Genomic DNA, 20684 nt, shown 5'->3' on the forward strand with positions numbered 1-20684 from the left:
AGATTAAGGAAGCAATGATGAGCTTATTAGATGTCAAAGATCTGCGCGTCGAATTCACCACGCAAGATGGTATCGTAACCGCAGTAAACGATTTGAACTTCTCTCTCAACCAAGGCGAAACCTTAGGTATCGTTGGAGAGTCGGGATCAGGTAAATCTCAAACCGTATTCGCAATCATGGGCCTTTTGGCTAAGAACGGTATTATTTCTGGTAGCGCAAAGTTTGAAGGCAAAGAAATCCTAAACTTACCAGAAAAAGAACTGAACAAAGTGCGTGCGGAACAGATCGCAATGATCTTCCAAGACCCAATGACATCACTGAACCCTTACATGAAAGTGAGTGATCAGTTGATGGAAGTGCTTATGCTGCACAAAGGCATGGGCAAAGCGGAAGCATTTGAAGAATCAGTACGCATGCTGGAAGCGGTAAAAATCCCTGAAGCGCGTAAGCGTATCACGATGTACCCGCATGAGTTTTCAGGCGGTATGCGTCAGCGTGTAATGATCGCGATGGCGTTGTTATGTCGTCCTAAACTGCTTATTGCCGATGAGCCAACAACAGCACTTGATGTGACGGTACAAGCACAGATCATGGACTTGTTGAATGAGCTGAAATCTGAGTTCAACACAGCGATCATCATGATCACGCACGACCTTGGTGTGGTTGCAGGTTCGTGTGACAAGGTGCTGGTGATGTATGCAGGCCGTACTATGGAGTACGGCAACGTAAACGAAATTTTCTACAATCCAAGCCATCCTTATGCGGAGGGGCTGCTGAAGGCGATTCCTCGCCTCGATACTGAGGGTGAAATTCTGCCGACCATTCCTGGTAATCCACCAAACTTGCTTCGTCTACCGCCGGGCTGCCCTTATCAAGAGCGCTGTCACCGTGTGATGGATCGTTGTAAGCGCGAGGCGCCAATTCTGACACCATTTGGTGATGGTCGTCAGCGTGCATGTTTTTCTGAATGGGAGGCTTGGAACAAATGAACGCAGTAGACAAAAAACTAATTCTGGACATTTCTGAGCTGAAAGTTCACTTCAGCATTGCCTCAAAGTCGGCATGGCCGTGGTCAAAGCCTTCGAGCCTGAAAGCGGTAGATGGCGTGAACGTTCGACTATACGAAGGGGAAACGCTTGGTGTAGTAGGTGAATCAGGTTGTGGTAAATCGACGTTTGCTCGTGCCATCATTGGTCTGGTTGAAGCTACTGACGGCCAAGTAGTTTGGTTGGGTCAAGACCTTACTAAAATGAAAAGCGTTCAGCGCCGTGAGACGCGTAAAGAAATTCAGATGATTTTCCAAGACCCATTGGCATCGCTGAATCCGCGTATGACTGTTGGTGATATCATTGCTGAACCTCTTGAGACATTCTATCCAGAACTGTCTAAGCAGGAAGTGAAAGATCGCGTTAAAGAGATGATGGCGAAAGTTGGCCTATTACCTAACGTGATTAACCGTTACCCACACGAGTTCTCGGGTGGTCAGTGTCAGCGTATCGGGATAGCGCGTGCGCTTATCCTTAAGCCTAAGATGATCATTTGTGACGAGCCAGTATCGGCGCTTGATGTATCTATTCAAGCTCAGGTGGTTAACCTACTTAAAGAGATTCAAAAAGAGTTAGGGCTTTCTCTGGTATTCATTGCGCATGACTTGTCTGTCGTTAAACACATTTCAGATCGCGTTTTAGTTATGTATTTAGGTAATGCCGTGGAACTTGGCGAGGCCGAGGCTCTGTTTGCTGATCCTAAGCACCCATATACGCGTGCGCTGATGTCTGCGGTTCCGATCCCGGACCCGGATATTGAGCGCAATAAGAAAATCCAAATGCTAGAGGGTGATCTTCCTTCACCTATCAACCCACCGTCGGGTTGTGTATTCCGCACTCGTTGCCCACAAGCAACCGAAGAGTGTGCGAAGACAAAGCCAACCATTTTAGGTAATGACGTTCACGCGGTATCTTGTTTACACGTTAGTGTATAAATTCAGCCTGTGACGGGCTTAAGCGCGACACCTTCATCGGGTCGCGCTTTTTTTATGTGTCTGATTTATACATTCGAATTTCTTGAACATGATGTCCTAAGTTCGATGATTCTCTGTTTGATAGGAAACGCTAATATAGACACAAACAGAACGAGAGGAGAGCAATCATGGGTAAGTTGGTTGAAGGTGTTTGGCAAGATGTCTGGTATGACACAAAATCAAATGGTGGCAAATTTGTGCGCGAAGATGCCGGATTCCGTAACTGGGTTAAAAACGACCCTGATGCGGAGTTTACACCAGAGTCCGGTCGATACCATTTGTATGTCTCTCTTGCTTGTCCGTGGGCACATCGAACCCTCATTTTCCGCAAGCTGAAAGGTTTAGAACCACATATTGATGTCACGGTCGTTTGCCCTGATATGCTCAGCCAAGGTTGGCAAATGGGGCTTCCTGAGCCATTGTTTGGTCACACGCGCATGTATCAAATTTACACGCAGGCCAAACCCGATTACACGGGCCGCGTAACCGTGCCTGTACTTTGGGATAAAAAGACCAATACTATTGTGTCAAACGAGTCGTCAGAGATCATTCGCATGTTCAATTCGGAATTCAATGCGTTAACAGGGAATCACGACGACTACTATCCAGATCATCTAAAACACGTTATTGATGAGTGGAACGATTTTGTTTATCCAAATGTCAACAACGGAGTGTATCGTTGTGGCTTCGCGACTACACAAGAGGCGTATGAAGAAGCGTTTGATTCTTTGTTTAATGCGTTAGATAAAATCGATGCTCACCTAGCTACGCATCGTTACTTAGCAGGGAACACAATTACTGAGGCGGATTGGCGTTTGTTTACGACTCTTATTCGTTTTGATGCGGTGTATGTGGGGCATTTCAAGTGTAACAAGCAGCGCATCGCAGACTACGAAAATATACAAGGCTACTTAAAAGAGTTGTATCAAGTAAAAGGCGTCGAAGATACGACGGATTTCTATCACATTAAACGCCACTACTACTTCAGCCACACTGGGATTAATCCGACGCAAGTTGTACCAAAAGGGCCTGATTTAGACCTAAATACTCCTCATGGAAGAGAAAGGATTGGCTAGTTTGCTGCTTCCATCGCAAATGAAAAAGTACTTAACGGTTAGCAATGCCGTTAAGTACTTTTGTGTCATCTAAATACCGGGAGTAGGAAGTTTACTTTTTCATTCATCGCCACCTTACTTAGCGCGTACGATGTCCATCACTAGCTTTCCGTCCACTTTTACAGGACCGTCCTCTTTAGCGCCGAGCGTATACTCAAACACACCAGTCTTCATGCCACCTTTCTCTCCGTGGACCATTAACATCAGCATATCGCCTGATTCTACTGGTTCCATCAAAATTGCATTTACGTTTTCATTCTTTCCCATTTTTAACGGAGCGTAGCCGATAACAGGACCAGGCTTCATTGATTCGTCTGTTCGGTGGACAACCATCCACCCATTGTCATCAGCATGAGCCATTTCAGCGGTCACCGTTCCTCCGGACATATCTTGATCGACGCCTTTAATACTCGAGGCGGAAAAGCTGAATGAAGAAAAACTAATCAGAAACGCAGCTAAACCAAACTTTATCAGTGATGTATTGATGAAATCCTTCATATATATTCCTTAGCAGTCAATGAGTTTGTGCATTGCAGTAGCTTTTACGTATTTCCTAGCAAAAAAGTTTAGCTAAAACGTAAATAATGCCGATAAATTGAACAGGGGCCGTGCTGCCTTGGAGCCAATGTATTTTGGGGAATGGGTCAATCGGTGTAAGAACAAGCGCGAGCATTGTCGATTAGGTGTGGTGGGGCGATAGGGAGAAAAGCTTTGCGCACCAGTAATTATAGGTTGTGCAGTGATTGGTATAAAAAACAAATAAGTGTTCTGGCCAGCAATAGAAAAAGCCCTCGACGAATCGAGGGCTTTGTATCTATATCTAACTAGATGTCAGAAGCGATTATTTAGCTTCTTGGTCTGCTTGGATAGCTGTTAGAGCGATGGTGTACACGATGTCGTCTACTAGCGCTCCACGAGACAAGTCGTTTACAGGCTTACGCATACCTTGCAGCATTGGACCGATAGATACTAGGTCAGCTGAACGTTGTACCGCTTTGTAAGTTGTGTTACCCGTGTTTAGGTCTGGGAATACAAATACTGTCGCTTTACCTGCAACTGGAGAGTTTGGTGCTTTAGAAGCAGCAACGTTTTCCATAATAGCAGCGTCGTACTGTAGAGGACCGTCAATGATAAGATCAGGACGTTTCTCTTGAGCCAGTTTTGTTGCTTCACGTACTTTATCAACGTCTGCACCCTTACCAGATTCACCAGTAGAGTAAGAGATCATTGCAACGCGTGGTTCGATACCGAATGCTGCTGCAGAGTCGGCAGATTGGATAGCGATTTCAGCAAGCTGTTCAGCAGTTGGATCTGGGTTGATTGCACAGTCACCGTAAACCAGTACTTGATCAGGCAGAAGCATGAAGAATACTGAAGATACGATAGACGCATTTGGTGCCGTCTTGATGATTTGGAACGGAGGAACGATAGTGTTCGCCGTAGTGTGAACAGCACCAGAAACTAGGCCGTCAACTTCGTCGTTCTCAAGCATCATTGTGCCTAGGAATACTGAATCTTGTAGCTTCTCACGAGCCACAACTTCAGTCATGCCTTTAGCACCGCGCAACTCAACTAGGCGAGCAACGTAGTTTTCACGAACAGCATCTGCATCAATGATGGTTACACCAGTACCTAGCTCAACGCCTTGTTGAGCCGCTACGCGACGGATTTCATCTGGGTTACCTAGAAGTACACAGTCTGCAATGCCGCGTTCAGCACAGATTGCCGCTGCTTTAACTGTGCGTGGTTCGTCACCTTCTGGAAGAACGATACGCTTACCTGCTTTACGAGCAAGTTCAGTTAGCTGGTAACGGAACGCTGGTGGGCTTAGACGACGAGACTTCTGAGTGCCTTCAGTCATAGACTCGATCCAGTTACCGTCAATGTGGCCAGCAACGTGTTCGTTGATGAACTCGATACGCTCTTTATCGTCTGCAGGTACTTCGATGCTGAAGCTCTGTAGGTTTAGAGACGTTTGCCAAGTGTTACCTTGTGCTTTGAAGATAGGTAGACCAGTGTCGAATGCTGGTTTACATAGGCCTTCGATTTCGCTAGGGATATCGTAACCGCCAGTTAGCAGTACTGCACCAATATCCACACCGTTCATTGCAGCAAGAGAAGCAGCAACGATAACATCAGGACGGTCTGCAGAAGTAACAAGTAGAGAACCCGGTTTGAAGTGCTCAATCATGTTTGGCAGAGAACGTGCACAGAAGGTGATGCTCTTGATGCGACGAGTGTTGATGTCACCTTCGTTGATGATATCTGCTTTCAGGTGTTTAGCCATGTCGATTGCACGAGTCGCAATCAGATCAATGCTCCATGGCACACAACCTAGTACACGAATTGGAGAAGTGTTGAAAATTTCCATCACTTTCAATTCGTTTTGTTTCGCGCTGTCTGCATCGTCAAAGATTTCAGATAGGTCAGGGCGAGTACGGCCAGCTTCGTCAACAGGAGCGTTTAGCTTGTTGATGATAACACCAGAGATGTTTTTGTTTTTAGTGCCGCCGAAGTTAGAACATGCTACTTCGATACGCTCTTTCAGTTGCGCAGGGTTATCAGTACCTGGAGTCGCAACTAGCACGATTTCTGCACCAAGTGTTGCCGCGATTTCCGCGTTTACTTGGTTTGCAAATGGGTGCTTACGAGTAGGTACAAGACCTTCGATTAGCGTAACGTCTGCGTCTTTGTTGATTTGGTTGTAACGTTCAACAACGGTTTCTAGCAGCTCGTCCATGTTGTCGTTACCGATTAGGCTTTCAGCAACAGACATCGCCATTGGTTCACCGATCTTCATATCGCTGTTACGACCAACGATAGTTGAAGTCAGATCTGGCTGATCACCACCTGAACGTGGCTGACAGATTGGCTTGTAGAAAGAAACTTTAACGCCTTTACGCTCCATAGCGCGAAGAACACCCATGCTAACGCTTGTTAGGCCAACGCCTGCGCTAGTAGGGATAAGCATAATAGTACGAGACATTCGTAGAGTACCTTTAGCTATTTGGGGGATAAAAGCTCAACTCTTATTCCATGAAGCTCGAAGAATAGGAGTTGAGCCCCTAAGAAATTCGTTTGAATGAAAATCTGGCTAGCCGAGTGGCTAGCCAGGAATTCAATTAAAGACCTGTCAGGCGAGCAGTGTCTTCAGCGATGACTAGCTCTTCGTTAGTAGAGATAACCATTGCAGGGATACGGCTGTTTTCAGTCGTGATAACGCCTTCGCCGCCGAAGCGAGCTTTAAGGTTAGCTTCGCTATCTACTTCGATACCGAAGATGCCAAGACGGTTTAGAACCATTTCACGGATAGGGCCAGAGTTCTCGCCGATACCGCCAGTGAAAGTGATTGCGTCTAGACGGCCTTCCATTGAAGCAGTGTAGCCAGCAACGTATTTAGCTAGACGGTGGCAGAACACGTCCATTGCGCGTGTTGCTTCTTCTTTTTGACCGTAGTTGTCTTCAACGAAACGACAGTCAGAAGTCACTTCAGTTAGACCTTGAAGACCAGACTCTTTAGTTAGCATCGTGTTGATTTGATCAACAGAGTAACCTAGAGCGTCGTGTAGGTGGAAGACGATAGCAGGGTCGATGTCGCCACAGCGAGTACCCATTACCAGACCTTCAAGTGGAGTAAGACCCATAGAAGTGTCTACAGATTGACCGTTCTTGATCGCACATACAGATGCGCCGTTACCTAGGTGACAGTTGATGATGTTTACTTCTTCAACTGGTTTGTTTAGTAGGCCTGCAACTTCACGAGTGATGAACAAGTGAGAAGTACCGTGCATGCCGTAACGACGGATACCGTGTTCTTTGTATAGGTTGTATGGAAGAGCGTATAGGTAAGACTCTTCAGGCATAGTTTGGTGGAACGCAGTGTCAAATACAGCAACGTTTTTCAGCTCTGGGAAGTTTTTCTTAGCCGCTTCGATACCGATGATGTGAGCAGGGTTATGAAGAGGTGCAAATGTTGCAGCGTCTTGAATACCTTTTAGAACTTCATCAGTAATTAGTGCAGATTGAGTGAACTGCTCGCCGCCGTGAACGATACGGTGACCGATTGCGCCTAGGTTAGCTTTAAGCTCTGGCTTAGAAGCAAGAATAGTTTCTACCATAAACGCTAGTGCTTCTTCGTGAGCTGCACCATTGCCTAGTTGAGCTTCGTGCTTGCCATCAAGTTTCCACTTGATGCGAGCTTCAGGAAGGTGAAGACACTCAGCAAGACCTGACAAGTGCTCGTCGCCGTTCTCGGCATCAACAACGGCAAATTTAAGAGAAGAACTACCGCAGTTTAAAACTAAAACTAGCTTAGACATGTATGACTACCTGTTATTCGTCTGATAAAAAATCAGTTAAAGAATGAAAAATTAATCACAAGAATAGCCGATACCCAGAAGGCTGCGTACTAATCCTGGTCAAAAATTGTTCTAATTCCATATAAAGAAATAGTGATGAACCCTTCCATCACTATGATGCGATCCGTGCAGATAGATATCTCGGAGTTGCTTAAATTGTAAATAACAGCAACAATGAGATTGAGGGTCTGCAAAGGATAGCGATAATAAGCAATGATAACAAAAAAAATTTGAAAGAATATTAACTTTCATCAATTTTTTGTACCTTCAGTTGAAATGTTCAACTATTTTTTAGTGAGAGAGCGGTATGAGTAATAAAGTCGGATTGATCCATAGCCTGAAAGATGGCCAGAATTACATGGAGATCTGGCCGGTTCGTAAAGAGCTAAGCGCCATATTTCCGGAACAGCGTATCATTAAGGCGACTCGCTTTGGCATTAAAGTCATGCCGGCCGTTGCTGCGATCAGCGTACTCACTCAAATGGCATTCAACAATTACCACGCGTTACCTCAATCCATTGTTGTCGCCTTGTTTGCGATTAGCTTGCCACTTCAAGGCATTTGGTGGCTTGGTGCTCGATCCAACACGAAATTGCCGCCTTCTTTGGCCTCTTGGTATCGGGAGTTGCATCAAAAAATTGTGGAAACAGGTTTTGCATTAGAGCCTGTCAAAGCTCGCCCTCGTTACAAAGAGCTTGCGATAATACTGAACCGAGCGTTTCGCCAGCTCGATAAATCGTCATTAGAGCGTTGGTTCTAATTTAAATTGTTTGAAATGGAGTGTGCACTGGCTGCTCCATTTTTGATCCTGCCTCTATTACCTACTTTGACGGTCGTTGATGAAGCGAGCGAAGCTTTGTTTACCAAAGATTCTTTCCGGATGAAGAAGTCCCCCGATCACAAATGTTGCTTTAGTGTTAAATCTTTCTTTTCTTTACTAAGACTTAGTAGTAATAATAAAAACAAGATGCGCAAGAAGTGCACAGTTATACGAACACAACAATACCGCCTTCAAACATTTGAATTCACGAGTCGATACACATATTGAAAGCTCGTGAAACAAGGACGAAGTCACATCAAGGAGTTATGATGAAAACGAAACGTTTATTAGCCACCGCCGTTCTATCTGCTACTGCTATTTTCTCTTCTACCAATGTACTGGCCGCCACTGCAACTGTCGCAGTTTCACAGATTGTCGAACACCCGGCGTTAGACGCGACGCGCCAAGGATTACTTGATGGTTTGAAAGCGAAAGGCTACGAAGAAGGCAAAAATCTAGAATTTGATTATAAGACCGCACAGGGTAATCCAGCGATTGCGGTGCAAATTGCCCGTCAGTACGTCGGCGAAAATCCTGATGTGTTAGTTGGCATCGCGACACCTTCGGCACAAGCCTTGGTGTCGGCTACTCGCTCTATTCCTGTTGTCTTTACTGCGGTAACAGATCCGGTTGGTGCGAAATTGGTTAAGTCGATGGAACAACCAGGCAAAAACGTAACTGGCCTGTCTGATCTTTCACCCGTTGCTCAGCATGTCGATCTCATCCAAGAAATTCTTCCTCAGGTGAAAAGCATCGGGGTTGTATTTAATCCCGGTGAAGCTAATGCCGTGACTTTAGTTGAATTACTAAAAGAAAGCGCAAAAGCAAAAGGCATACAAGTGGTTGAAGCGACCGCACTAAAAAGTGCTGATGTTCAGTCTGCGACTCAAGCGATTGCAGCGAAATCAGACATTCTTTACGCCCCAACAGACAATACAGTTGCAAGTGCTATTGAAGGGATGATTGTGGCAGCGAATCAAGCGAAGAAACCTGTATTTGGTGGCGCGACGTCGTATGTGGAAAAGGGTGCAATTGCAGGCTTAGGTTTTGACTACTACCAGGTTGGTGTACAAACCGCGGATTACGTGGCGGCGATTCTTGATGGTCAAGAACCAGGCAAGCTAGATGTAAAAGTCGCGACGGGCTCTGACCTTGTAATTAATGAAAGCGCAGCATCTAAGCTCGGTATCAAGCTGCCAAGTTCTGTGGTTGAACGTGCGACAAGCATGCAATAAGTAACGCTTTTTGGGGTTAAGCCTGTCACGTTGGTTGATAGAGGCTTGCCCCAAAACTGATACTCTCCAGGTTTCTCGTGTAAAGCATTCTGCTAGAGAAGAAGGGGAGTATACGTTAGAAGTCTTAAGTTCAGGTTGGTATTAGCCAGCCTGAGCATGCAGAAAGGAGCAGTTATGTCTGCATTTGCTTTTTTTGGCGCACTCGAAATTGGCTTGATTTATGGCCTAGTCGCTCTGGGTGTGTATCTTACGTTCCGTGTTCTCGATTTCCCCGATTTGAGTGTGGATGGCAGTTTTCCAATGGGAGCGGCGGTGGCTGCAACGGCGATTGTCGCTGGTATTAATCCTTGGCTTGCGACAATAATGGCGATGATAGCTGGTAGTATGACGGGGTGGGTAACCGCTTTTCTGGCTGTTCGGTGTGGCATTTTACACCTGTTAGCTTCCATTCTTACCATGATCGCTGCATTTTCAATTAATATTCGTATTATGGGCAAACCTAATATGGCGTTGCTTGGAGAGGATACGATTCTCACTCCGTTTGAAGCATTGGGCGATGCGATGTTTATTCGCCCTCTGGTTGTTGGGGTCTTAGTTCTTCTTTCCGCTTTCTTTGTCATTCGCCTGCTGAACAGCGACTTTGGTCTTGGTTTACGAGCCACGGGTGTGAATGCGCGTATGGTTTCTGCGCAAGGGGCGAGCACTGGCTTTTATACCTACTTTGGCTTGGCTTTATCCAACGGGTTTGTGGGATTCGCAGGCGCGTTGTTTGCACAAACGAACAGCTTTGCGGATGTGACCTCTGGCGTGGGCACCATTGTCGTTGGTTTGGCAGCTGTGATTTTGGGGCAGACCCTTATTCCCGGGCGCAAGATTTGGGTTGCGGTATTTGCGGTCATCATCGGTTCGGCACTTTATCGCCTTGCAGTGGCTTTCGCTTTGAGCTCTGGCATGTTTGGTTTACAAGCTTCAGACCTCAACCTTGTTACCGCAGTATTGGTGGCTGTGGCGCTTATTGCTCCAAAGCTAAAACAGAGCATGAGAGCGAAACAACGCGTTACTGATGCTAAACAAGCGGCATCAAAAAATGGTTCTGGGGAGGCATTATGATCGAACTAAATAATATTCAGGTCACGTTCAACCCTGGGACGATTTTGGAAAATCGTGCATTGAAAGGCGTCTCTTTAGAGGTTCCAGAGCATCAATTTCTTACCGTGATTGGTTCTAATGGCGCAGGGAAATCGACGTTGCTTGGTGCGGTGACAGGTGAGACGCCGATGATAGGTGGTCAGGTTATCATTGACGGCAAAGACGTCACCAAGCAGACGGTAGCCCAACGTGCGACGCAATGTGCCCGAGTGTTTCAAGATCCATTGGCCGGGACTTGTGGTGAACTGACGATAGAAGAGAACATGGCTCTAGCGCACATGCGTGGTAAAAAACGCAGCTGGGGGTTGGCGCTCTCTACTAAACGTCGCAAGCTGTTCCAAGAGCGAATTAGCATCCTCGGTCTTGGTTTAGAAGACCGCTTGGGCGATAGCATTGGGTTGCTGTCTGGTGGACAACGACAAGCCGTTAGCCTTGTGATGGCGACGTTATCGGAGAGTAAGCTGTTATTGCTTGATGAACACACGGCTGCGCTTGATCCTCGTATGGCGGCGTTTGTTATCGACTTAACTAAACGTATTGTCGATGAGTTCGATTTAACAGTGATGATGGTGACGCATTCGATGAAAGACGCATTAGCATGTGGCGATAGGACCGTAATGCTTCACCAAGGTGAAATTGTGCTTGATGTGGCTGGAGAGCAGCGCGCTAACATGCAAGTACCAGACTTGTTGGATATGTTCTCCAAAGTGCGTGGTGAAGAGCTGGCAGATGACAGTCTCTTGTTGAACTAAGCGGTATCCGACAAGTCACTACGCCTACTAAGTGTGATCCTCCTTGGGAAAATTGGCTGATATGTCAACTCGCAGGGAGGATTTCTTGTCTCTAATTCTTCAATAACATAGTGGCATATCCGATGACGAGGAGTGCCCATAATGAACCTGCCATTTATTTTTCATAGTCAAACTATTGATGGTTTAGCTTTTAATGACGAGCAAGTTACAGTCAGACTGAAAACCGAGACATTGGGTTTTGATTCCGTCTATGTGCGTATTGAGCCGGACAATGAAGAATATCTGGTCGACATGGCTCAAGTAGGAACGGCTGGTGAATTATTACTATGGGAGGCATCGTTTCGACCAAATCAAGATCGAGATGTCACACATTATGTGTTTAAGCTCCTCAAAGACGGACAACAATACTGGCTCGATGCACGAGGCGTACAAAAGCGTATTCCACCCAAAGAGTTCCACTTTAAGTTGAATGTAGAGCATCAACCACCAAACTGGGTCCAAGAGCAAGTTTTCTATCAAATCTTTCCTGACCGTTTTTCTGCTAGTAAAAGTGAGTCTGATATTCGCCACGCTTATGCTCAGTATGATTCTGCATCGATCGTCAAGCCGTGGGGAGACGCGGTAGGCTCTCACCAAAATACCGGGGCACGTGAATTCTTTGGCGGCGACCTCAAAGGTGTGGAGCAAAAGTTGGACTATCTTGAACAGCTCGGCGTTACTGCGCTTTATTTTAATCCGATCTTTTCTTCACCAAGTAATCATAAATACGACACCACTGATTACTTCACTGTTGACCCTATGTTCGGCACCAACGATCAGTTTGCTGAACTGTGTGAGAAGATTCGTGGTAAGAATATGAAGATTGTCTTAGACGCGGTGTTTAACCACACGTCAGTGCATCATCCTTGGTTTGATATCCAACAAAAAGGAGAAGGAGCATATGGCAATCCGCAGTCAAAGCTCCGTGATTACTACTTTTTCGAAGGCGAAACCAATCACTACATTGGTTGGAAAGGCATTGGTAACTTACCGGTTCTGAACTTCGAAAATGAACAGGTGCGCGACTACATCTACCAAAGTGAAGATTCTGTCATCAAGTATTGGCTGAAGCCACCGTACTTGGTTGATGGCTGGCGGTTTGATGTAATCCATATGCTTGGCGAAGGGGACGGCGCGAAAAACAATGCTCATTATGTGGCAGCGTTTCGTCATGCAACTAAGTCAGTAAACCCGAATGCTTATGTGTTAGGTGAGCACTTTTTTGAAGCAACGCAGTGGTTGCAAGGTGATCAAGAGGATGGGGCGATGAACTACTACGGTTTTGCTCATCCAGTCCGAGCTTTTATCGCACGACAAGACATTATGTACGATCCAATCAACATTGATGGTTTGGAGTTTAAAGTATGGTTGGACGAAGCCAGAGCAAAAATCCCATTTTCGAATCAGCTATCGCAGCTAAATCAACTCGATAGTCACGATACTGCTCGGTTTATCACATTGGTTGATGGTGATAAGCGTAAAATGAACATCGCGCTAGCAATGCTTATGACTTACGTTGGCACGCCTTGTATTTACTATGGGAGTGAAGTCGGTCTAGAAGGAGGGCTAGACCCGGATAATCGTCGTTGTTTTCCTTGGAATGAAATTGAAAGTTCACAATGGCTATCGCTTTACCAACAATGGGTCAAGATACGTAAACAATGTAAGCCTTTACAGTCGGGCTGTATTCAATGGCTGCATTGCACTAACAACCAGTTGGCGTACGCACGTGTACTGGGTCGTGAAGCAGTCGTTGTTATGATTAATCTCAGTGGTAATGAATGTTCAATCGATTTACCTATGTGGCAACTGGGCTTGGAGGTTAGCCAAGTTATATCGTTGTTAGATGACACAGAACAGGTTGATTATAAAGGTCATATCTCTGTCAATATGTCGGCACAGAGCTGCAAATTATGGCGACTAAAGTGACACCACACTCTATATTGATTAAACTCCTTTAATATATAAACGGTCTCAAACAGCGCGCACACATTTGTTTGGTCTCTTGTTATCTGGTGCTGCATTGCATGCGTCACCAGATAACGAGTATCAATTTAATAGCAGTCATAAGAGACTATTGACCTTTCATATGCATGGTACTCAATGGTAAACCAAAGGCGATTTAGCCTCTCATTTGTCATCTTTTTTCCTCTGGCGTTATTTGTAGTGGTTTTACTCGTGACAACGAAAAATTACTATGATGCGGTTAACCGCTATATCGATTCTGAGTATTCGCGTATCGAGCGTGCAATGTCTCGCGGTATTAAAGTACTCACGGCTTTAGATTACAGCTTCACCAACTATACCAATTACGCTAACCCACTGTTTGAAGAACATAATTCTTTAGTCAAAGAAGGGCTTTGTTATCTTTGGCCTATAGATGTGTTATTACTCGAAAGTGTTTATAGTGAAGGGTTACCTGCGGTTGACCTTGATTATATGATCGTAGGGGATGAAAGCTTATGTCAGCAAGGTTCAACGATTAACCAGTTAGCTGAACAAAAGGCGGGTTTTGCGCCGTCATTGTCATTTCTGCACGATATTGAATCGCACATTGTTGGAATCCATTACATTGACAAGCGCGGTTACGTTATCTCCTCACCCGATACCTACGCAAAAAATTTCACTAGAGAGCTTTTGTCAACGCTAAAAGCCCGACCTTTTTGGCAAAAAACCGCGCAAGATAAAGTGAACATTACCTTGGCTGGACCAGGGCCTGTGTTGGACTCGATGGAAGGTCAAGTCATTAGTATGACGGTACCCGTCTATGAGAAAGGAGAACATCAAGGTGTTTTGTCTATTGATTTCGACATCAATACGCTCATGGCTTCGTCGCTAGGTCTTGTTGGTCAGTTTCATTTGGTTTCCAATTTACAATCCATTCCTTCAAACAGTACACGAATCAAACCTGTCGAATTAGAGCGATTGAGTGCGAATCACAGCATGTACTACGAGTACAACCTTTGGGATGAAGCTAAGAACCTAGCGGTTTTTGAAAAATACAGCCTTATTGTCGCACTATTTATTTACGTGCTGAGTACCGTCGTCTTGTTCTATGTGAATATGCATAGCGAGCGACGTTACTTTAAAGAACTGGCAGCAAGAGACCCAATGACCAGTTTATTGAATCGTCGAGGTATGCAAACCGTGTGGCGTAATAAGATGACAAAAAAACAGGTTGCTTTGGCAGTGTTCGATATTGATAACTTCAAGAAGATCAACGACACCTATGGTCATGATGTCGGTGATTCTGCAATTCAGCTTGTTGCAAAATGTATACGTGAAAATATTCGCCATACCGATGTTGCCTCAAGGTTTGGTGGCGAAGAGTTCGTTTTAGCTATTTATGACGAAGATTCAGAAGGCATTAAACTCATTTTAGACAGAGTAAAAAAAGCCATAGATGAGCGCTCGATACGCGTAACGAAAGAAGGCTTTACGATCTCTGGCGGTGTGGTGTTTAGTAAAGAGAGCCGAGTAGAAAACTTTGATGAATTGTTTAAAGCGGCGGATGAAAAGTTATATCAAGCCAAAAGTACCGGCAAAAATAAGATCTGTTACTAGGATTTAGGTACAAAAAAGGACGAGATATTCGTCCTTTTTGTGTTCGGGAATTATGCAACCTGAGAGTTTAAGTCATCGCGGTAGCGTTGAATATGCTCAACAATTGGTGCGGCTTTGTTGAACGTTCTGATTTCTCTAAATAGGTCTTTTGCTTCAGGATAAGCCTGACGTAAGTAAGAGAACCATTGTTTTACGCGGTTTGGGTAATACAAGCCTTTATCGCCTTTCATCTCAAACTTGGAGTAATAGATGAGCAACTCAACCACCTCGGGCCATGACATTGGCTGGTGGTTATGTTTTACCATATTGCCTAAGTTAGGGATATTGAAAGCGCCTCGGCACACCATCAAAGAGCTAACGCCAGTCGTTTCAATGCAACGTTGACCGTCTTCATAATTCCAAATTTCGCCATTCGCAATCAGTGGGATATCAAAACGTTCACGAATTTGGTTGATGTAATCCCATTTTATCTCAGAAGCTTTATAACCACCTTGTTTAGTACGTGCGTGTACGGTCAATTCATTTGCGCCAGCAGACTGAATGGCATCGACAATTTCAAAGCAATCTTCAGGGTTCTCCCAGCCAAGACGAATTTTTGCAGTTACGGGAATGGCTTCTGGAACGGCTTCTCGACAAGCTTTAACAACACGGTGAATGAGCTCTGGATGTTGGAGTAGCGCTGCTCCACCTTTACTTTTGTTGACCATTTTGGCTGGGCAACCAAAGTTTATATCAATACCTCTGGCGCCAAGATTTGCCGCTTTAATTGCGTTCTCAGCCATCCAGTTTGGTTCTTGTCCCAACAATTGCACATGTACTGGCACACCAGATGCAGTCTGAGAACCTTGCAACAGCTCCGGGCATAAACGGTGAAATACATGATCGGGTAATAGCTGGTCGATTACGCGAACAAACTCCGTAACACACAGGTCATAGTCGTTTATCTCGGTCAGGATTTGGCGCATCAAATGATCTAAAACGCCTTCCATTGGGCCTAGTACAACTCGCATAGCTTGCCTAATACAGTTTGGTGGTAAAAAGGAGGGCGATTGTAGCGATGTAAGTTAAGTTTGTCATTAAAAGAGTCGAAGCGCCCAATGCAGTCAAACACACAACGTTAGGTTACGTGCTTTTGAGCTCTGAGGTATAATGCCGCCAAATTTATGGGAAACCAGATGTCATGCAATACACATTGATTGAAAAAGGTGAAGTTCACGTCGATGAATCTTGCCTATTTATCGAAGGCGCAGTGTTAGCTGCGAATCTGACGACAAAACCACTCGCTCCTGAAAAGTGGTTAGAGCCGCTATTAGGTGAGGGATTCAAAGCGATTCAACCAGCTGTGGAAGAGCAAATTCACAAGCAGCATAACCGAATTCAACGAAACGAATATTCCGTGCTAGAGCTAACAGGCAAAGAACCTGAACAACTTGCTGATTTTGCCGAAGGCTTTATGTCTGTTTGGCCAATGATTGAAGAACAGTGGCAAGACGTTGAGCTCAATGATGGATTACAGCGTATGCTGCAAGCATTACTGACCACTTTGATGCTGGCGATCGATGAGCCAGCAACGCAGCAACAGATGCGTGACGCAGGTATTGAAACGCCACCGGCCCTGACAGATTTAGTCGACCAGCTTGATTTAATGGTCGGTGAAGTCGCGCTGGGCGCGGATGAGTTGATGGTAGGCAATAAAGCTCAAAGCCTAAACCCATTCAAAGGTATCGGGCGCAATGATCCCTGTCCTTGTGAGAGCGGAAAAAAATTCAAGCAGTGCTGTGGTCAATCACGCGGCTAAGTCGAATCGCCGCGCTATCCACTTAACAAAAAGCCGACCAGATGGTCGGCTTTTTGTTAATTTTTACGCGTCAGTAGGATTAACGAATTGGATTAACGCGTTTTGCAGGGAAGAATTGTGCAATTACAATTAATGCCAAAGCGATTAAATTGCCTGCAAAAATTACGACTAACCATTGTGGCATTGATAAATCAAGGAACTGCCATACAACCTTAGAGCAATCACCATATGCTTCAAACATCCAAGGAACCCACTGATTGAGCGGAGCCCAGCTAGGGAATGTGACGAATAAATCGCAAGTCGCGAATGGTGATGGATTAAACTGGTAGTCAACGTGCTGCATCGCAAGTAACAAACCCTTGTAAGCACTTAATCCCCAGCCTATCAAACCTAGCCAGCGGAAAATTGGGTTCTTGGGTGCCAATATACCAACCATTGCAGCGACGCCCACTCCCATCATCGCGACTCTTTCATAAATACACATGACACATGGTGCAAGCATCATGACGTGCTGAAAATAGAGGGCACATGCTTCAAAGAAAACGACGAATAGCAGAAGCAGTAGCCACGATAAACGTCCCTTTGAAAACTGGTTAAGTGAATTTAAAATAGTCACGTTTTTGTTCCTGTCTGAAATAGAAAAAGCTCTGAATACTCAGAGCTTTTTATCGTGGATAAGTTTCCTAATCAACTCAAATTTTAGTGACCACCGGATACTACGGGAGTCAGATCACCACTATGAGGTAAAATCCAACCAGCTTCGTAGAAAGAAGCTGTTGCAGGCTCTAGGAAGAACATGATTCCCATCAGACCGACAATCGCAAGAACGACGGTGTAAGGCAGCGCCATGATAACCATTCGACCGTAAGACAGACGAATTAATGGAGCGAGAGCCGATGTGAGTAAGAATAGGAATGCCGCTTGACCGTTTGGCGTTGCAACAGAAGGCAGGTTAGTACCAGTATTGATTGCCACCGCCAGTAAGTCGAACTGATCACGAGTAATGAGACCCTCAATGAGTGCAGTTTTTACTTCATTGATGTAAACCGTACCAACGAACACGTTATCCGACACCATAGATAATAAGCCATTCGCCACATAGAACAGAGCTAGCTGAGTACCTTTATCTTCAACGGCAAGCACCGCATCGATGACTGGTTTAAACAGCTCTTGGTCAATGATTACGGCAACGATCGAGAAAAATACTGCAAGCAGTGCAGTGAAGGGCAGGGCCTCTTCAAACGCTTTCCCCATGGAGTGCTCTTCAATGACACCAGTAAATGCGGTCGCTAATATGATCACAGAAAGGCCAATTAAGCCGACAGCCGCTAAGTGCAAAGCGAGTGCAACGATCAACCAAACCGCAATAAGACCTTGAACCCAGAGTTTTGCGACATCTTGATTTGTTCGCGTTTTACGCTCTTCACGGTCAAAATCGACGAGGATCTGACGAACGTTATTAGGAAGCTTCGCGCCGTAGCCAAACACTTTAAGCTTTTCAACTAAAGCACAAGTGATGAGACCACAGAAAAATACAGGTAGTGTCACTGGAGACATACGGATTAGGAATTCACCAAATAACCAACCCGCTTGGTCTGCAATAATTAAGTTTTGAGGTTCACCAACCATCGTGGTTACGCCACCTAAGGCAGTACCTACACCAGCATGCATCAACAAAGAGCGCAAAAACGCACGATAGTTTTCTAAGTCATCACGCGTTAGTTCAGTGATCGTGTCATCTTGTGTATGGTCATGGTCACCGATAGGGTTACCAGACGCCACTTTGTGATAGATAGAGTAAAAGCCGATCGCCACGCTGATAACAACGGCGATAACCGTCAAGGCATCCAAAAATGCAGACAAAAATGCCGCAGCAAAGCAGAACGCGAGTGATAGTAGGGTTTTAGAGCGAATGCCAAGTAAAATTTTGGTAAAAATGAACAGCAATAGCTGCTTCATGAAGTAGATGCCCGCAACCATAAATACCAGAAGTAGCAGTACTTCGATATTTGCTACTAATTCGTGCTTAACTTGCGCAGGGCTAGTCATGCCGATAGCAATGGCTTCAATAGCAAGTAAACCGCCAGGTTGTAATGGGTAGCATTTTAATGCCATTGCTAGCGTGAAAATAAATTCAGCGACCAACAACCATCCAGCTACAAATGGGTTTATTAGGAAGAATACAATCGGGTTAATTATTAAGAAGGCTATAATGGCAACTTTGTACCAATCAGGCGCTTTACCAAGGAAGTTCTTGATAAAAGCGTTTCCGAGCGATATCGGCATGATAATTCTCTTTATAACAAAATTATGAATAGACACTACAATAGTGCTTAAGTATCTGTTTGTTAGACTTATTAACTAGTCTTTAAAAACAATAACTTAGTAAAACAACAATCCTTTGTTTATTGTAGTCTTGCCAAGTTACTTCCCCTGAACTCAAGCACCGCTCACTTTCGACCGCAAACTCTACACTCAGGCATTTATTAGTCAATAACAAAACGTGATGCTACCGACTAAAATGACTTTTTAAATGTAATAACGCGATCAAAACGGCGTTACTATACCATGAAAGTCTTAAAAAAATCCTCTTGGATTTTAAATGACGGTCAGTGACGAGAAAAGGCAAATTAAGAAAGAATATTAACTGTGATATACAAAGTAATTTTTCATATTTTGAATATAAAAATGTGACACGGTTGTCTTTATTTCTCCGAGATTTGTGAGCTGTTTAATTAAATGAAAATTCATATTTTACTGCTTTCGCTCGCATGTTAGAGCCTCTTAAATTGACACAACATATAGAGTATTAACTCTATATTATGGAGTCGTTTCCACTATTGATCGTAAATTTTCTCAAACCGCTAAGTAGTGGTATGATGAGTAGTATCGACCCTCAGAAATCAATATTGGATAAAAAGTAGAATGGTCATAAAGGCGAAAAGCCCTGCGGGATTCGCAGAAAAATATATTATCGAGAGCATTTGGAACGGCCGTTTTCCTCCAGGCTCAATTTTACCTGCTGAGCGCGAGCTGTCCGAACTGATTGGTGTTACTCGAACGACTTTAAGAGAGGTTCTTCAACGACTAGCCCGTGATGGATGGCTGACTATCCAGCACGGCAAACCTACGAAAGTTAACCAATTTATGGAGACCTCTGGTCTGCATATTTTGGATACTTTAATGACGCTAGACGTTGATAATGCGACAAACATTGTAGAAGATCTGCTTGCGGCACGTACTAACATCAGTCCTATCTTTATGCGCTATGCATTTAAAGCGAACAAAGAGAGCTCTGAGCGTACAATTAAGAACGTAATCGAATCTTGTGAAGCTTTAATGAATGCGGCTTCCTGGGACGAATTCATCGCTTCTTCGCCGTATGCTGAAAAAGTTCTGCAGAATGTGAAAGAAGATAACGAGAAAGATGAAGCGAAGCGTCAAGAAATCTTGATTGCTAAAACGTTCAACTTTTACGATTATATGCTTTTCCAGCGCCTAGCATTCCATTCAGGAAATCAAATTTACGGTTTGATCTTTAATGGTTTGAAGAAGCTCTACGATCGTGTCGGTAGCTACTACTTCTCAAATCCAGCTTCTCGTGAGCTAGCTCTGAAGTTTTACCATCAATTGCTCGAAACTTGTGAAAGTGGCCAGCGTGAGCAACTACCAGTAGTGATTCGTCATTATGGTATGGAAAGTGCGTTGATCTGGAACGAAATGAAAAAGCAATTACCAACGAACTTCACGGAAGACGACAGCTAAGCGCTGACAAGTTGAATAAACGAAAACCGCAGTGCCTTAGGCCTGCGGTTTTTTTGTTTTTATTTATAA

Annotated in this window: 17 protein-coding genes; 11 read left to right on the forward strand and 6 right to left on the reverse strand. The window is 44.7% G+C overall.

Going from position 1 to position 20684, the window contains the following annotated elements; translation table 11 throughout:
- Positions 1–17: 17 nt before the first annotated feature.
- The 3 genes from R7P64_RS10245 to R7P64_RS10255 all read left to right on the forward strand — a co-directional run bounded on the left by R7P64_RS10245 (position 18) and on the right by R7P64_RS10255 (position 3096).
- Positions 18–989: an ABC transporter ATP-binding protein gene (locus R7P64_RS10245; RefSeq protein ID WP_005380792.1), complete on the forward strand. Its 972-nt coding sequence runs from the start codon at positions 18–20 to the stop codon at positions 987–989.
- On the forward strand, positions 968–1981 hold the full coding sequence (gene oppF / locus R7P64_RS10250; RefSeq protein WP_005387265.1) for a murein tripeptide/oligopeptide ABC transporter ATP binding protein OppF: 1014 nt from the start codon (positions 968–970) through the stop codon (positions 1979–1981). Before R7P64_RS10245 ends, oppF begins: the two co-directional genes overlap by 22 nt.
- Positions 1982–2148: 167 nt before the next feature.
- Positions 2149–3096: a glutathione S-transferase family protein gene (locus tag R7P64_RS10255; protein WP_262638645.1), complete on the forward strand. Its 948-nt coding sequence runs from the start codon at positions 2149–2151 to the stop codon at positions 3094–3096.
- A gap of 114 nt (positions 3097–3210) precedes the next feature.
- On the opposite strand, the gene R7P64_RS10260 is transcribed toward R7P64_RS10255, so the two are convergent.
- The 3 genes from R7P64_RS10260 to R7P64_RS10270 form a co-directional block, all read right to left on the reverse strand.
- The gene (locus tag R7P64_RS10260; RefSeq protein ID WP_005387269.1) at positions 3211–3633 is read right to left on the reverse strand and encodes a hypothetical protein; all 423 of its coding nucleotides are present in this window, start codon (positions 3631–3633) and stop codon (positions 3211–3213) included.
- Positions 3634–3976: 343 nt separating this feature from the next.
- Positions 3977–6121 (reverse strand): phosphate acetyltransferase, encoded by a 2145-nt coding sequence (gene pta / locus R7P64_RS10265; RefSeq protein ID WP_005380805.1) that lies wholly within the window; start codon positions 6119–6121, stop codon positions 3977–3979.
- Positions 6122–6257: 136 nt separating this feature from the next.
- A complete protein-coding gene (locus tag R7P64_RS10270; RefSeq protein WP_005380807.1) occupies positions 6258–7454 on the reverse strand; it encodes an acetate kinase in 1197 nt (398 codons plus the stop codon).
- A gap of 346 nt (positions 7455–7800) precedes the next feature.
- On the opposite strand from R7P64_RS10270, the gene yfbV reads away from it, so the two are divergent.
- From yfbV to R7P64_RS10300, 6 genes are all read left to right on the forward strand, one after another.
- A complete protein-coding gene (gene yfbV, locus R7P64_RS10275) occupies positions 7801–8253 on the forward strand; it encodes a terminus macrodomain insulation protein YfbV (RefSeq protein ID WP_005380809.1) in 453 nt (150 codons plus the stop codon).
- Positions 8254–8582: 329 nt separating this feature from the next.
- Positions 8583–9548 carry an ABC transporter substrate-binding protein gene (locus R7P64_RS10280; protein ID WP_017633858.1) on the forward strand — a complete coding sequence of 322 codons (966 nt, stop codon included), beginning with the start codon at positions 8583–8585 and terminating at the stop codon, positions 9546–9548.
- A gap of 174 nt (positions 9549–9722) precedes the next feature.
- The gene (locus R7P64_RS10285) at positions 9723–10658 is read left to right on the forward strand and encodes an ABC transporter permease (RefSeq protein WP_318123458.1); all 936 of its coding nucleotides are present in this window, start codon (positions 9723–9725) and stop codon (positions 10656–10658) included.
- A complete protein-coding gene (locus R7P64_RS10290) occupies positions 10655–11449 on the forward strand; it encodes an ABC transporter ATP-binding protein (RefSeq protein WP_005387275.1) in 795 nt (264 codons plus the stop codon). Before R7P64_RS10285 ends, R7P64_RS10290 begins: the two co-directional genes overlap by 4 nt.
- A gap of 141 nt (positions 11450–11590) precedes the next feature.
- Positions 11591–13417, forward strand: a complete 1827-nt coding sequence (malZ, locus tag R7P64_RS10295) for a maltodextrin glucosidase (protein ID WP_318123460.1) — start codon at positions 11591–11593, stop codon at positions 13415–13417.
- A gap of 174 nt (positions 13418–13591) precedes the next feature.
- A complete protein-coding gene (locus R7P64_RS10300; RefSeq protein WP_005387278.1) occupies positions 13592–15052 on the forward strand; it encodes a sensor domain-containing diguanylate cyclase in 1461 nt (486 codons plus the stop codon).
- Between the two features lie 50 nt (positions 15053–15102).
- On the opposite strand, the gene dusC is transcribed toward R7P64_RS10300, so the two are convergent.
- Entirely contained in the window at positions 15103–16062 is a 960-nt protein-coding gene (dusC, locus tag R7P64_RS10305) for a tRNA dihydrouridine(16) synthase DusC (protein WP_005380816.1), read from the reverse strand.
- 170 nt (positions 16063–16232) lie between these two features.
- Between dusC and R7P64_RS10310 the strand changes: the two genes are divergently transcribed.
- Complete coding sequence (locus R7P64_RS10310; RefSeq protein ID WP_005380818.1) at positions 16233–16850, forward strand: YecA family protein; 618 nt, start codon at positions 16233–16235, stop codon at positions 16848–16850.
- Between the two features lie 79 nt (positions 16851–16929).
- Here the strand turns inward: R7P64_RS10310 and dsbB are convergent, their stop codons facing one another.
- Positions 16930–17466: a disulfide bond formation protein DsbB gene (gene dsbB / locus R7P64_RS10315; RefSeq protein WP_017821379.1), complete on the reverse strand. Its 537-nt coding sequence runs from the start codon at positions 17464–17466 to the stop codon at positions 16930–16932.
- A gap of 83 nt (positions 17467–17549) precedes the next feature.
- Complete coding sequence (gene nhaB / locus R7P64_RS10320) at positions 17550–19136, reverse strand: Na(+)/H(+) antiporter NhaB (RefSeq protein ID WP_005380822.1); 1587 nt, start codon at positions 19134–19136, stop codon at positions 17550–17552.
- A 639-nt stretch (positions 19137–19775) separates the two neighbouring features.
- Between nhaB and fadR the strand changes: the two genes are divergently transcribed.
- Complete coding sequence (gene fadR / locus R7P64_RS10325) at positions 19776–20615, forward strand: fatty acid metabolism transcriptional regulator FadR (protein ID WP_005380824.1); 840 nt, start codon at positions 19776–19778, stop codon at positions 20613–20615.
- The last annotated feature ends 69 nt before the right edge of the window (positions 20616–20684 follow it).

The sequence above is a fragment of the Vibrio sp. 2304 genome (assembly GCF_033339475.1).
Classification (GTDB): domain Bacteria; phylum Pseudomonadota; class Gammaproteobacteria; order Enterobacterales; family Vibrionaceae; genus Vibrio; species Vibrio alginolyticus.

Excerpts from the sequence above, each read along its gene's own strand:
- R7P64_RS10245 (WP_005380792.1), top strand. The coding sequence starts at position 18 with ATGAGCTTATTAGATGTCAAAGATCTGCGCGTCGAATTCACCACGCAA.
- oppF (WP_005387265.1), top strand. The coding sequence starts at position 968 with ATGGGAGGCTTGGAACAAATGAACGCAGTAGACAAAAAACTAATTCTG.
- R7P64_RS10255 (WP_262638645.1), top strand. The coding sequence starts at position 2,149 with ATGGGTAAGTTGGTTGAAGGTGTTTGGCAAGATGTCTGGTATGACACA.
- R7P64_RS10260 (WP_005387269.1), bottom strand. The coding sequence starts at position 3,633 with ATGAAGGATTTCATCAATACATCACTGATAAAGTTTGGTTTAGCTGCG.
- pta (WP_005380805.1), bottom strand. The coding sequence starts at position 6,121 with ATGTCTCGTACTATTATGCTTATCCCTACTAGCGCAGGCGTTGGCCTA.
- R7P64_RS10270 (WP_005380807.1), bottom strand. The coding sequence starts at position 7,454 with ATGTCTAAGCTAGTTTTAGTTTTAAACTGCGGTAGTTCTTCTCTTAAA.
- yfbV (WP_005380809.1), top strand. The coding sequence starts at position 7,801 with ATGAGTAATAAAGTCGGATTGATCCATAGCCTGAAAGATGGCCAGAAT.
- R7P64_RS10280 (WP_017633858.1), top strand. The coding sequence starts at position 8,583 with ATGAAAACGAAACGTTTATTAGCCACCGCCGTTCTATCTGCTACTGCT.
- R7P64_RS10285 (WP_318123458.1), top strand. The coding sequence starts at position 9,723 with ATGTCTGCATTTGCTTTTTTTGGCGCACTCGAAATTGGCTTGATTTAT.
- R7P64_RS10290 (WP_005387275.1), top strand. The coding sequence starts at position 10,655 with ATGATCGAACTAAATAATATTCAGGTCACGTTCAACCCTGGGACGATT.
- malZ (WP_318123460.1), top strand. The coding sequence starts at position 11,591 with ATGAACCTGCCATTTATTTTTCATAGTCAAACTATTGATGGTTTAGCT.
- R7P64_RS10300 (WP_005387278.1), top strand. The coding sequence starts at position 13,592 with ATGGTAAACCAAAGGCGATTTAGCCTCTCATTTGTCATCTTTTTTCCT.
- dusC (WP_005380816.1), bottom strand. The coding sequence starts at position 16,062 with ATGCGAGTTGTACTAGGCCCAATGGAAGGCGTTTTAGATCATTTGATG.
- R7P64_RS10310 (WP_005380818.1), top strand. The coding sequence starts at position 16,233 with ATGCAATACACATTGATTGAAAAAGGTGAAGTTCACGTCGATGAATCT.
- nhaB (WP_005380822.1), bottom strand. The coding sequence starts at position 19,136 with ATGCCGATATCGCTCGGAAACGCTTTTATCAAGAACTTCCTTGGTAAA.
- fadR (WP_005380824.1), top strand. The coding sequence starts at position 19,776 with ATGGTCATAAAGGCGAAAAGCCCTGCGGGATTCGCAGAAAAATATATT.